The sequence below is a fragment of the Aquicella lusitana genome (assembly GCF_902459475.1).
GTDB classification, from domain to species: domain Bacteria; phylum Pseudomonadota; class Gammaproteobacteria; order DSM-16500; family DSM-16500; genus Aquicella; species Aquicella lusitana.
The window spans coordinates 1,290,699-1,304,458 of record NZ_LR699114.1 but is presented as its reverse complement, the minus strand read 5'-3'; the positions used below and the strand labels follow the sequence as shown (position 1 = coordinate 1,304,458).

General features: G+C 47.3%; 10 protein-coding genes. 6 read left to right on the top strand and 4 right to left on the bottom strand.

The genetic code is table 11. The annotated features are described in order from the left end of the window. Positions 1-134: 134 nt before the first annotated feature. From AQUSIP_RS05975 to AQUSIP_RS05965, 3 genes are read right to left on the bottom strand one after another with little or no spacing between them, the layout of a single operon-like run. A complete protein-coding gene (locus AQUSIP_RS05975; RefSeq protein ID WP_114834599.1) occupies positions 135-2,903 on the bottom strand; it encodes a valine--tRNA ligase in 2,769 nt (922 codons plus the stop codon). A 2-nt stretch (positions 2,904-2,905) separates the two neighbouring features. Further along, positions 2,906-3,352 carry a DNA polymerase III subunit chi gene (locus tag AQUSIP_RS05970; protein ID WP_114834538.1) on the bottom strand — a complete coding sequence of 149 codons (447 nt, stop codon included), beginning with the start codon at positions 3,350-3,352 and terminating at the stop codon, positions 2,906-2,908. 3 nt (positions 3,353-3,355) lie between these two features. Next, entirely contained in the window at positions 3,356-4,849 is a 1,494-nt protein-coding gene (locus AQUSIP_RS05965) for a leucyl aminopeptidase (RefSeq protein WP_114834539.1), read from the bottom strand. A 178-nt stretch (positions 4,850-5,027) separates the two neighbouring features. Between AQUSIP_RS05965 and lptF the strand changes: the two genes are divergently transcribed. The 3 genes from lptF (at position 5,028) to AQUSIP_RS05950 (ending at position 8,695) form a co-directional block, all read left to right on the top strand. Beyond that, positions 5,028-6,134: an LPS export ABC transporter permease LptF gene (gene lptF, locus AQUSIP_RS05960; RefSeq protein WP_114834540.1), complete on the top strand. Its 1,107-nt coding sequence runs from the start codon at positions 5,028-5,030 to the stop codon at positions 6,132-6,134. A 2-nt stretch (positions 6,135-6,136) separates the two neighbouring features. Then, complete coding sequence (gene lptG / locus AQUSIP_RS05955) at positions 6,137-7,210, top strand: LPS export ABC transporter permease LptG (RefSeq protein WP_114834541.1); 1,074 nt, start codon at positions 6,137-6,139, stop codon at positions 7,208-7,210. A 99-nt stretch (positions 7,211-7,309) separates the two neighbouring features. Beyond that, positions 7,310-8,695: a hypothetical protein gene (locus AQUSIP_RS05950; protein WP_114834542.1), complete on the top strand. Its 1,386-nt coding sequence runs from the start codon at positions 7,310-7,312 to the stop codon at positions 8,693-8,695. A 108-nt stretch (positions 8,696-8,803) separates the two neighbouring features. On the opposite strand, the gene AQUSIP_RS05945 is transcribed toward AQUSIP_RS05950, so the two are convergent. Beyond that, complete coding sequence (locus tag AQUSIP_RS05945; RefSeq protein WP_114834543.1) at positions 8,804-9,013, bottom strand: hypothetical protein; 210 nt, start codon at positions 9,011-9,013, stop codon at positions 8,804-8,806. Positions 9,014-9,234: 221 nt separating this feature from the next. On the opposite strand from AQUSIP_RS05945, the gene htpG reads away from it, so the two are divergent. The 3 genes from htpG to AQUSIP_RS05930 all read left to right on the top strand — a co-directional run bounded on the left by htpG (position 9,235) and on the right by AQUSIP_RS05930 (position 13,720). Next, a complete protein-coding gene (htpG, locus tag AQUSIP_RS05940; RefSeq protein WP_114834544.1) occupies positions 9,235-11,151 on the top strand; it encodes a molecular chaperone HtpG in 1,917 nt (638 codons plus the stop codon). An 81-nt stretch (positions 11,152-11,232) separates the two neighbouring features. Then, positions 11,233-12,351, top strand: coding sequence for an alanine dehydrogenase (gene ald, locus AQUSIP_RS05935; RefSeq protein WP_114834545.1), 1,119 nt, complete (start codon positions 11,233-11,235; stop codon positions 12,349-12,351). Between the two features lies 1 nt (position 12,352). Next, entirely contained in the window at positions 12,353-13,720 is a 1,368-nt protein-coding gene (locus tag AQUSIP_RS05930; protein WP_114834546.1) for a leucyl aminopeptidase family protein, read from the top strand. Positions 13,721-13,760 lie beyond the last annotated feature (40 nt).

Here is a 13,760-nt window from a genome sequence, read left to right as displayed (position 1 = left end):
TAATTTTGCTTTTAAAAATTAATTTAAAAACAAAAAGATATCATCATTGCTTCGCTACGCTCGCAATGACGGGTGAAGTTTCATCAGCGAAATAGGTAACCTTCGCAGCAATGACGATTAGATCAATATCCGCATTAAAACGCCATGACTTGTTCCAGCCGTTTCCTGAGTTTAAAAAGAGTGGATGTTAACTCCTCCTGCCGTGCGCGTTCTTTTGCAACAACTTCAGCGGGTGCTTTATCAACAAACTGCGGATTATTAAGTTTGTTTTCAATCAGCGAAAGATCCTTTTGGAGTTTCCCTATTTCCTTGTTGAGCCGTGCGGATTCTTCTTCTTTATTGATAAAGCCAGCAAGCGGAATAAAAATTTCCAGTTCACTGACAAAGGCGGTGGCAGCCTGTGGAGGTGTTTCATCAGCCAATAACCAGTTGATGGACGCGAGCTTTGCCAATGTCATCAGTAGATGCTGGTGCTGTTCAGTATTATGCTTGTCTGATTCCGTACCCTTGCGAAAGAGTACAGAGAGTTGTTTGCCAGGGGAAATGTTCATTTCACTGCGAATGGTGCGAATAGCTATTACTACCTGCTTGATCCATTCCAGCTCCCTGACAGCGGTTTCATTAATGAAACGTGAATCCGGCTGCGGATAGGATTGAAGCATGATTGTTTTGCCTTCTTTACCGGTGAGTGGCGCAATACGCTGCCAGATTTCTTCTGTGATAAAAGGCATAAGTGGATGCAGGAGGCGTAATAAAGTTTCAAGTACATTGACGAGCGTATGGCGCGTGCCGCGCAACTGTTCGGTAGTGCTCTCCTGGGAAGTCAGGATAGGTTTTGATAATTCCAGATACCAGTCGCAAAACTCATTCCAGGTAAAATCGTAGAGGGCTTGCGCAAGCAGATCGAACCGGTATTGTTGAAGCGCCGCATGCGCTTCCTCGATTGTATTTTGCAGTCGTGACAGAATCCAGCGATCGGGCAATGAAAAAGCCATCGCAGCGGTCGGATCCGAGCCTGTGTCGTGACCTTCCGTATTCATCAGAACATAACGCGATGCATTCCAGAGTTTATTGCAAAAATTGCGATAACCCGCAAGCCGGTTAATATCAAAACGGATTTCGCGTGTGTACGAAGCAACTGAGCAGAAAGTAAAACGTAATGCGTCGGTGCCATAGCCGGGAATGCCTTCCGGAAACTCTTTTTGCGTCGCTTTGGTGATTTTCTGTGCCATGACAGGCTGCATCAATCCGTAGGTGCGCTTTTGCACCAGCTCATCCAGCGAAATGCCGTCAATGAGGTCAATGGGATCCAGCACATTGCCTTTGGATTTTGACATCTTGTGCCCTTCCGCATCACGAATGAGACCTGTGATGTAAACCTGTTGGAAAGGAACTCGTCCGGTAAATTTAAGGCTCATCATGATCATGCGGGCGACCCAGAAAAAGATAATGTCAAAACCGGTGACCAGGACATTGGTAGGAAAGAAAGTTTTAAAATCCGCTGTCTGCTCGGGCCAACCCAACGAAGAAAAGGGCCAGAGCGCGGAAGAAAACCAAGTATCCAGCACATCTTCATCTTGCTTGAGAGGAAGGTCTTCTGCTAGCTGATAACGCTGACGCACATCGCTTTCATCATGCCCTACGTAACTCTTGCCAGACTCATCATACCAGACAGGAATACGATGGCCCCACCACAGCTGGCGGCTAATACACCAATCTTCGATATTGTGCATCCACTGGAAATAAGTTTTATTCCAGTTATCAGGCACAAAGCGGATATCGCCGTTTTCCACTGCGCGTATCGCAGGCTCAGCGAGTGGTTTGGATTGCACATACCATTGATACGTAAGATAAGGCTCGATCACCGTGTGAGATCGATCGCCGCGCGGGACTTTCAGTTTATGTTTGTCTACTTTTTCAATAAGGCCATGCGCTTCCAGGTCTTTGACGATTTGCTCGCGTGCTTTAAACCGTTCCATGCCCTGGTAAGCCGGTGGTGTATTTTCATTCAGATGGGCAGTGGGAGTGAAGATGTTGATCGGTTCAAAACCATGGCGAGCGCCTACTGCATAGTCATTGAAATCATGGGCAGGCGTGATTTTTACACAGCCGGTACCAAACAGGGGATCGACATAGTTATCGGCAATCACGGGAATGGTGCGGTCTGTTAAAGGCAATTGTACCTGTTTGCCTACAAGGTGCTTGTAGCGTTCATCATCAGGGTGCACGGCGATCGCAACGTCACCCAGCAGGGTTTCAGGCCGCGTCGTGGCGACGATAATATGATCCTTGCCATTGGCAAGCGGGTAGCGGATATGCCAGAGCTTGCCGTCTTCTTCCTCATTAATGACTTCCAGATCGGAGATGGCCGTCAGGAGAACGGGATCCCAGTTGACCAGTCGTTTACCACGGTAAATCAGTCCTTCCTCGTACAGCCGAATGAAGACTTCACGTACTGCGTAAGATAGCTCGGGATCCATGGTGAAGCGCTCGCGCTGCCAGTCCATGGAAGCGCCCAGGCGGCGAAGCTGTCGAGTAATCTGACCACCGGATTCTTCTTTCCATTCCCATATTTTTTTCACAAAGGCTTCGCGACCCAGGTCATGACGAGTCTTGTGTTGAGCATTGAGTTTTCTTTCTACTACCATTTGAGTAGCGATGCCGGCATGATCCGTTCCCGTCTGCCACAAGGTATTTTTGCCGCACATGCGCTGGTAACGAATGAGTACATCAATAAGCGTGAATCCAAATCCGTGTCCCATGTGCAAACTGCCGGTGACATTGGGTGGCGGCAGCATGATGCAATAAGGTTCGCCATGACCTGAAGGTGCAAAATAGCCGCTATTTTCCCAGGTCTGATACCAATGCTGTTCGATGGATTGGGGGTGATAAGTCTTATCGATTGTCACGCTTCATTCGCCTTTATTTTATAAGTATTCATTTCGCAGCCCTGATCACGGTAATATCGAAACCGTTCCCGCGCTAGCTGCTGTATCGCGGGATCAGCAAAAACAATTTCCATTATATGCTGAAATTGATGATAAAAAACAGGGACTTGCTGAGTCAAATTCAACAATAATCTTTGATTGGGCGGTGCCGTGTCAAAGCCGATTTGAATCGGAACGGGCTGCTCATTCTCGGGTTGGTTCCCAAGATAAAGACAATGAGGGAGGAAGCTGTCTTCACGATACGTCCAAAGCAGCTTGTCCATTCGCTCTGCTTCTGCCCGTGAGACAGTGTGCACGTAGACAGATTGTTTCTGTTGATAGGCTTTCTCAATCAGAGAGCAGGCAAAGCGCAGTGACTGTTGCCCGCTCTGTGTTTCTAACACATAAAAGTCGACTGTTGCCATGGCTTATTTGCAACGATCGATTAAAAACTGGGTCAGCAGGGGAACAGGCCGCCCTGTTGCTTGACGTTCGCTTGCGCCCATCATCATGGCGGCAGTGCCGGCGACATCTAGGTGTGCCCAATGGAATTTTTTGGCAAATCGTGCCAGAAAACAACCTGCGGTGATGGTGCCTGCCGTGCGTCCACCTACATTAGCCATATCAGCAAAAGGACTTTTGATCTGTTCCTGATATTCTTCCCAGAGGGGTAACTGCCAGGCACGATCATGGCTTTCCTCGCCGGCTTTCAACAAAGCTTTGGCCAGAGGTTCATGGTTGGACAGTAAACCCGTTGCATGCGTACCCAAGGCAATGACGACGGCACCCGTTAAAGTAGCGATATCAATGACGACATCAGGGTGGAATTGCTCGCAATAGGTCAGGGCATCTGCCAAGGCCAACCTGCCTTCTGCATCTGTGCTAATGACTTCAATGGTCTGGCCCGACATGCTGGTTAAAATGTCTTCCGGTTTGTATGCCGTTCCGCCAGGCATGTTTTCGACAGCAGCCACAACTCCAATGACGTGTAGCGGCAATGCAAGTTCAGCAACGGCTTTCATTGTCCCCAAAACAGCGGCGGCGCCGCACATGTCATATTTCATCCCCACCATACTATCCGCTGGTTTCAATGAGTTACCGCCCGTATCGAAAGTAACACCTTTTCCTACCAGGGCAACGGGGGCTTCTTTTTTAGCAGTTCCTTTATACTCAAGGGAGATGAGTTTCGCTTCTTCAGCGCTGCCTTGTGAAACGGCGAGCAGCGCACCCATGCCTAATTTTTGCATTTCTTTTTCACCGAGAATCTTAACAGAAAGGGCAGGGTAAGCTTTTGCCAGGTCTTTAGCCTGTTCAGCAAGAAAAGAAGGGGTACAGACATTGCTTGGTGTGTTGCCAAGATTTTTAGCAAGTAGCACGCCATCGGCAACCGCAAGTCCTTGTCTCAGGGCTTCTTCGCAGATTTTCTGTTCTTTTACGTCGCTGAGTGGAATAATGAATTCTTTCAGAGCAGGGACAGGTTCTTTTTCACTTTTAAATAAATCAAAACGATAGAGTCCATCCCGCGCTGCTTCGGCAATCTGTCGTACCTTCCAGGCAAGTGTTTTATCATCTACCTCAAGTTCGGTCAGATAGCATGTTGCCTGCGTAGTCTTGGAAGTCGCGAGCGCTTTCATGGCTGCGATGACAGCTTTGCGAAAGCCAGTGGGGGAGAACTTTTTCGCTTTGCCGCAGCCAACGAGCAGGATGTGTTCAAATTGAGTGTGAGCCAGGCGATAGAGTGGAAGGATTTGTCCCATTTTTCCCTCAAATGCACCCTGCTCAATTAGTTGGGTCAGAAAACCATGACTTGCTTTATCAATGATCTTTGCCGTACCGGTTAATGCGCCATCTTCAAAAAGACCAATGATAAGACAGGTTTTTGCCTGTTTTTCGGGTTGGGTGACCTTGATCTGTAACTTCATTTTTGCTCCACCTGGTTTTTATAAAGAATAAGACCCAAGTTTATTCAAAAAAAATGATTTGTCACCCTAAAAACCGCTCAATCCGGTGCCTCATCGCGGTCCCTCAACGATAACTTTTTTGTTCTCGGGGGTGAATTAAGGCTATAATTGCCCGGATAAGAAAGAAAGGTAACCCTAAGTGATTATTTCCCGCTACTTGACCCGCGAAGTAGTCAACACATTATTCGCGATTACTATCGTACTCTTGCTCGCTTTTCTTAGCCAGCAGATGGTACGGTATTTGAATTATGTGGCCGTTGGTAAAATACCGACTGGCATTTTGCTGACGCTGGTCAGTTTCGAAGTGCCTTATTTGTTGGCCGTCTTGCTTCCCTTGGGTCTCTATCTGGGTATCCTGCTTGCGTATGGCCGGCTTTATGCGGACCAGGAGATGTCCATTCTGCAAATGTGCGGGTTTGGTAACCGAAGACTCATGCAATTAACCTTGTTTGTGGCGGCAGTGGTGACTGTCATTATTCTTGTATTGATGCTATGGATTAATCCGCTGGTTTCGGCGAAACGACAGCAGTTAATGAAGAGTGATGAGGCCACTGTACACATGGTGCAGACCTTGATACCTGGTCGGTTCCAGGCGAGCCCGGATGGCCGTTTCGTGATGTATGTGGAAAGTCTCTCGCGTGACCGTAAGCGTGCCGAAAATGTTTTTCTGGCGCAGGAGAAAAAAAACGCTGCCGATCCTAATCGCAGCGCATGGATGCTGGTGCTGGCAGATGAGGGCTATCAGATAAAAGACAAGGGAACACAAGAGTCTTATTTTGTGACCGCAGGCGGTTATCGTTATGAAGGTACGCCTGGACAGAATGATTATAAAATTGTGCAATTCAAAAAATACGCCGTGCATATTCCTCAAAATGAAATGCGTGCAACCCATGAAGAGGACGAAACACTGCCAACGCTGCAATTATGGCATGATTACGACAACCCCAAGCGTGCTGCTGAATTTCAGTGGCGCTTTTCAATAGCACTCTCTGCTTTTCTGCTGGCCTTGCTTGCTGTACCCATGAGCGCTGTGCGACCACGACAGGGAAGGTATCTAATGCTTTTACCAGCCGTGTTGATTTACATTATCTATATCAACCTGCTTTTTATTGCACGACACTGGGTGGAACAAGGCACCGTGCCCATTTCTATCGGTATGTGGTGGGTGCACGGCGTGGTCATGCTGTTTATTCTTATGGTGATGCTGATGGGTTCAAAACGCTGGACGAGTGCAGGTACTAAATAAAAATGATCAAGGTTCTGGAACGTTATATTGCTAAAACGACCATCATTTCAACAATGCTGGTGGCGCTCATTATTACGAGTATCTTGTTTCTGATAACCTTGCTCGGCGAATTAAAAAATATTGGCGAAGGCGATTATTCAATTGCACAGGCCTTTTTTTATGTGCTGATGCGTCTGCCAAATGAGTTCTATCATTTCTCACCCATGCTGCTGTTGTTGGGCAGTATTGTGGGATTGAGTATCTTATCTTCGCACCGTGAATTAGCTGTGATGCGGGCCGCCGGATTTTCCATCCGCCGGATTGTCTATAGCGTATTGCTCGCCGCATTGGCGCTGGTTCTTGCAATCAGCATCGTGGGTGAGTGGATTGCTCCGAGCCTGAGCTATAAGGCGGAAATGCATAAAGAGAGTGCGAAAAACGGAGGCCAGGTGGTAGTGACAGGAGCCGGGGTCTGGTTTCATGTCGATAATAATTTTATTCATGTACAGCAGGTAGTGGGGCGCCAATTGCTGGAAGGCGTCACGCGTTATCAGTTTAATGACAAGCACCAATTACAAGCAGCTTATTTTGCTAAGAAGCTGTCTTATCGGGATAATCAATGGCGTATGAGCGATGTGGTCAAAACCAGTTTTTACCCTGAACGCACCAAAAGCCAGCTCTTCACTGAAGCTGCATGGGATCTTAAATTCAATTCGAATCTGCTGAATGTGGGGCTGGTGGAACCGAGTGACATGTCATTGCCAAAGTTAGTGAAATTTGCCCGCTATCTGCACCAGAATGGACTGCAATCAAGCGAATATCAATATGAATTCTGGCAGCGGATTTTCCAGCCCTTTATTTCGCTGGTTATGATTTTTCTCGCTATTCCGTTCGTGCTGGGGGCGTTTAGCACATCAACGCTGGGATGGCGTATTGTGATCGGTATTCTGGTCGGGTTTGTTTTCTTTATCTCAAATGCCTTTTTGGGGCAGCTTTGCATCGTTTTTCAGGTTCCTGCTGTCCTCGCCGCCTTCCTTCCTCTGGCCGCCTTTCTTGTTTTCGGTCTTTTTCTTTTTAACCGGTTGGTGAAACGTTAACAGCTTGATTTGCTTAAGGCTCTTTTAATATTAGCGCTATATACTCTCCTGCCATAACTATAAATGCATGCAATAACACATTTGGCTTAGGAGTAGGAAATGAATAATCGTGACAAGTCTCAACAAGGTTCTCAGGCACCTGATACCAATCCAAATATAAAAACAAGCTTCTTGTTTCCCATGTTTTCGCCTGAAAACTACCTGAATATGCAGAAAAGATTTTATAACAGCGATTTCGCTAAAAATACTACCCTCATGTTATCAACACCCGCTTTCGTTGCGGTTTCTGTTTATCCTCTTGAATTAATCCAGGCACGGCTCCAGATTTTTGGCAAATCGAAAGGAACCGTGGCGGTCAATATGATGTCCATGGCGGGCTTAAAATCTTTTTTTGATGGTTTGAAAGCGGCTACCAAAGGTTCTTACGCGAAAAATATTGTTATTTCGAACAAGGAAGCCGTTCGTACACGCATTGATACCGTTGTGGGGCCAAAAGAACTGCCTCGAGAAGAGTTTACGCATGAATCACAAGAGGCGGAATTCAAGGAAGGACAAACCTATTATCCTTCTTTTTTAGCGAGAACCTTTTCGACTGCGCTTGCTGCTCAAATGATAGGCGGCATGGACACTGCGGCTACCCAGTATTTTGCTAATCAAAAAGTCCTGGCGGCAAAAGGGGTGCGTCCTCTTTTTAGTACTTATTTAGACATGCTCAAGTTCGCAAAAATGGGTATGGGCCCACGTTGGTATAAAAATTCTTTAAATGCTTTTTTCTGCATCGGCATGGATACGCTCGTTAAGGAACCGATGGACAGACTATTTCCTGCCAGCCAGTACCATCCTTTGGTGAGCCCATTCATGTCAGTGCTGCTGACGGGCACCATGAGCGGGATCACGCTGAATGGTTTTGAAGTCGTTTACAAAAACATGGTATCGCAGGCTGATTTAAAAACCATGACGACTAAAACCATGCGGCAGGCGGTAACGGATTTGAAAAACACCGGCGGCAATAAAGCGTTTATGCGCGGTGCCTCATTAACCAGCCTGATTACCATTATCGCTTACGGGGCTATTAAAGCAGCTTCAGAAACCATCAATTCTTTCTTTGAGCAGGGCAGAGCGAAGATTGAGCGGGATGAGTTTGAAATGAATTCTCGAAAACGTGCCCAGGCTGAAGTGAAACAACCGCCCGTCGTTGGAACAACGGCAGACTTGACTGAAAAAATGAAATCGTTACCAGTTAGCCAGTCAGCCAATCCATCTTCAGTCAAGGTCGAAGAAGTTACTGTGAAAGAAGAAAAAGCAGCTGTCACTGAGGTGAAGTCAGAAAAACCTGTCTCAGTTGTCTCATCGGCTAAACCGATGGGTGTTTTCAAACCCGTGCCGCAATCAGTTGATAACCAGAGCGTCGAAGCCACTGAAGGTAAAAAGGCTGCTCAAGACGAGCAACCAGTCAGCTCTGTTGCAGCGAAGAAGGGTAATTAAAATTAAGGATGGAGTGAATAACTATAAAAATAAATAATAATAATAACTACAAAAATTAAACCACCTCCAGATTTTTCCGCAGGTGGTTTTTTTATGGGATAACACAACTTATCGAAGCTTGCAACCCTGGCTGGTTATGCCCGTTGTGGCTGGGTCTTGGTTCGCGTTCTCGCGTTTTTTAGTCCCTTCGCGGCTTTCGGAAGTAGACGATCCCAAGGTCATATTTAGATAAGTCATCAGGCCAAGTTGAGCTGCCATATTGATGCCGAGAACAATGGTTTCTGTTTTGGGTTTGAAAAGTTTCATTGAAAAGCTCATAAATGGCACCTCCCATTATTGAATGTATTCAAGCTAATAAAATAGCCAATGCAATTGTTCTTAAGCGGAGATTCTGGCTTTTTTTCTCAGTTTATTTTCTACCTGTAACAGATGTTAACAAGTAAATCAAGCGGTCCTTCCCGGATGGTTCGGTGATAAGCCCTTGAATATTTTCCTTTCGCCTATATAGTATCCTCCAAAAGATGGTGGAGGATACATTTATGCCTATTGACGCGCATCAGGAAAAGCTGAATTTCCAGGCTGAAGTCAAACAATTACTCGATATTGTTGTTCATTCCCTTTACAGCAATAAAGAAATATTTCTGCGTGAACTTATCTCAAACGCTTCAGATGCAACCGACAAACTGCGCTTTGAATCATTATCGGATCCGGCTTTATATGAATCGGACTCCAATCTGGCAATACGCATCCATTTTGACAAAGATGCACGCACTATTACGATCAGTGATAACGGGATCGGCATGAGCTGTGATGAGGTCGTTGAGAACCTGGGGACGATTGCCAAATCCGGTACGCGAGAGTTTCTTGCCCGGCTCACGGGGGACCAGAAAAAAGATGCGCACCTGATCGGCCAGTTTGGCGTGGGCTTTTACTCTGCTTTCATCGTGGCGGATAAAGTCACTGTGCTGACGCGGCGGGCAGGGCTGAGTGCCGAACACGGCGTGCGCTGGGAATCTCGGGGGGATGGTGAATACACCGTAGCGAATGTGGAAAAACCCGCTCGGGGTACCGATGTTATTCTGCATCTTAAGGAAGACGAGCAGGAATTTCTAGACAGCTGGCGTTTGCGCAATATCGTAACCAAATATTCGGACCATTTGAATCTTCCCATTCTGATGCCTAAATATACTGATGATAAAAAGCCTACGGAGGAATGGGAAACCATTAATCGCGCGACTGCCTTGTGGGCATTGCCTAAAAACGCCATTACTCCCGAGCAATATAAAGAGTTTTACAAGCATATTTCCCATGATTTTGAAGATCCGCTCACCTGGACCCATCACCGAATAGAGGGCGGGAATATTGAATATACCAGCATTTTATATTTGCCCGCGCACGCACCTTTTGATCTTTGGCAACATGAAAAGCATCATGGCCTCAAGTTATATGTGCAGCGTGTGTTTATTCTGGATCAGGTCGAACAATTCATGCCGAATTATCTGCGGTTTGTGCGCGGGGTAATAGATACAACCGCGCTGCCGTTGAACGTTTCGCGCGAGATATTGCAGGACCATCCCGCTATACCTAAACTGCGCTCCGCACTGATTCGGCACGTGCTGGATTTGCTTGACCGCATCGCGCAGGATGAACCGGAAAAATATGCGACCTTCTGGAAGGAATTTGGCAATGTGCTGAAGGAGGGGCCCGCGGAAGACTTTGCTAATCGAGAACGTATTGGCAAGCTGCTGCGATTTGCTTCTACGCACGCGGATACGGCGGAGCAAACGGTTTCATTTGAAGACTATGTCAAGCGCATGAAGCCTAACCAGAAAAAAATTTACTATATCACAGCGGATAACTTTAACGCAGCCAAGGCAAGCCCGCATCTGGAAATTTTCCGCAAGAACAATATTGAAGTCTTGCTGCTAGCGGATCGCATTGACGAATGGGTAGTCAGTCATTTGCCGGAATTTGACGGCAAGCCATTACAATCGGTTGCTAAAGGCGATTTACCGCTGGATGAAATTGTTACCGAAGAAGCTGCCTCGAAAAGGCCGGAAGAAGAAAAAAAAGAGGAAATGCAGCAGCAGGAGTTTGATGCACTAATTAAAAAAATCAAAACCCTGTTGGATGATAAAGTGAAAGATGTTCGCTTGTCGCATCGTTTGACTACCTCACCTGTTTGTTTAGTGCGCGATCAAAATGCATTGGGGCCGCAAATGGAGCGGTTACTAAAGGCAGTCGGGCAGCCTGTCACTGAAACCAAACCCATACTAGAATTGAATCCGGACCATCTGCTGGTACGCCGATTGCGAGAAGACGTAGCAGAAGGACAGCTAAATGAGTGGATTCATATTTTGTATGAGGAGGCGTTATTGGCAGAGGGCGGCGCATTGCCCGATCCTGCTGCCTTTGTTCAACGAATCAATAAATTATGGATGGAGATTTTTAAATAAAGAGCATTACCAAAGAGCGGGTAAGCGGCGTTCATTGAAAATGTCCCTGAGTGGTCACGTGACATCAATTGGAGAATAAATATGTTAGTCGGCGTTCCAAAGGAAATAAAAAATTTTGAATACAGGGTTGGATTAGTGCCAAGTAGCGTCAGGGAATTAACCGCAAGGGGACACCAGGTCATTATTCAAAAAGGCGCGGGAGAAAAAATCGGATTTGAAGATGAAATGTATGAGCGCGTAGGTGCACGCATTGTTGAGCATGCGGAGGAAGTGTTTCAGCAAGCGGACATGATCATTAAAGTCAAGGAACCCCAGCCCCAGGAATGCCGAATGCTGCGTGAAAATCAGGTTATCTTTACCTATCTGCACCTTGCCCCTGATCCGGAGCAGGCAAAATTGCTGCTGGAATCAGGCTGCGTCGCGATTGCGTATGAAACCGTAACAGGCCCTCATGGCGGCTTGCCCTTATTGGCGCCCATGAGTGAAGTAGCCGGCCGAATGGCCATACAAGCGGGCGCGACCAGTTTGGAGATTAAAAACGGCGGACGTGGAATGCTGTTAGGCGGCGTGCCAGGTGTTGTGCCTGCCAAAGTCGTTGTCATTGGCGGCGGGGTGGTTGGTACCAATGCAGTGCGTGTCGCCATGGGAATGGGTGCACAAGTCGTCGTCATTGATAAGTCGCTGGAACGGCTTTATATGCTTGATTTGCAGTTTGGCTCAAAAATCATGACTATTTTTTCAACGGCGGATTCCATTGAAGAACATGTTCAGAGTGCAGACCTTGTCGTGGGCGCCGTACTCATTCCGGGTGCGTCAGCCCCAAGACTCGTGACCCGGAATATGCTAAGCCGCATGCGTCATGGCGCCGTGGTGGTGGATGTATCCATTGACCAGGGCGGCTGTTTTGAAACCAGCAAGCCGACAACGCATCAGGAACCGACTTATGTCGTTGATGAAGTGGTACATTACTGTGTAGCGAATATGCCTGGCGCTGTGCCCCGTACTTCTACTTTTGCGCTGAATAATGCCACACTGCCTTTTGTGATAGCCCTGGCCAATCTTGGTTATAAGGAAGCCATGCGGCGCGATCGTCATTTAATGCATGGCTTGAATGTATGCCGCGGCAAAGTCACTTACCAGGCTGTTGCTGAAGCATTACATCAGCCCTACACACCGCCTGAACAAATGATAGGAGAATAAAATGCTAGCATGTTTTACGGAAACGAATCATCAGGCGGTTCCCATTATTCTCGTGCCAGTAACGGATTACCCTAAATGGCTGGCGGCGCAAGCGGATGCGATATCAAACTGGCTGGCAACGACACAGTTTATTGCGGAGGCGGGTGCGGTGCGTCTCATACCGGATGCAGCGGGTCGTATCGCTCGTGTCGTTTGCTGCATAGATCAACCGGAAAACATATGGTGTGCAGGGCACTTGCCCTTTACGCTGCCTGAAGGTGTTTATGTCCTTGAAAACGCAGATGCATATTATGCCTCTTATGCCATTGGCTGGGGACTCGGCGCTTATCAGTTTACACGCTATAAAAATCCCAAAAGACAGCCTGCACAATTGGTTTTAGAAAATAAAATAGCAGGTCCCGTTCGTTCTATTGTTGAATCCCTTTATTCCGTGCGCGACTGGATTAACATACCGACTGATGATATGGGTCCTGCTGAGTTGGCAGGTGTTGCCGAAAAGTTGGCGAACCAATATAACGCCAAATTGACACAACTGATTGGTGAAGAACTGCTGCAGCATAATTATGCATCTATTTATACGGTAGGCAGGGCAAGTGATGATCCACCCCGTTTGCTGGATTTGCGATGGGGTCAGCCGGAACACCCTAAAGTGACGCTGGTGGGTAAGGGTGTTTGTTTCGATACAGGCGGTCTGGATATCAAACCTTCCGCGTACATGCTACTGATGAAAAAGGACATGGCGGGCGCGGCACACGTACTGGGCCTTGCACGCATGATCATGGAAGCGAAATTGCCGGTGCGCTTGCGCGTTCTCATCCCGGCAGTTGAAAATGTCATATCCGGCAACGCTTATCGCCCAGGCGATATTATAAAAAGCCGTAAAGGATTGACAATCGAAGTCGGCAATACAGATGCTGAAGGCCGGGTTGTTTTAGCAGATGCCCTGGCGGAAGCGGCGGATGAAAGACCGGACTTGTTAATAGACATCGCCACGTTAACGGGCGCAGCGCGTGTTGCGCTTGGCACAGAATTGCCTGCCGTTTTTTCCAACCACGATGCAGTGGTGAATGAAGTTATCCAAGAAGGTGAAAAGCAGAAAGATCCTGTCTGGCGCTTGCCGTTGTTTGCGCAATATAGAGAATACTTAAACAGCCCGATCGCAGATATCAATAATAACTCAACTGAGCCTTATGCCGGCGCTATCACAGCGGCCTTATTCTTAAAAGAATTTGTCCCCGATGATGTCCCCTGGCTGCACTTTGACATGATGGCATGGAATTTACGTGCCCGACCCGGACGCCCGCAAGGCGGTGAAGCAATGGCGCTGCGAGCGTTATGGGGTTATCTGCAAAAGCGGTTTGGAAAATAAAATGGAGCGCATGTACGCTCCATTCTTGTTCCCTGATATC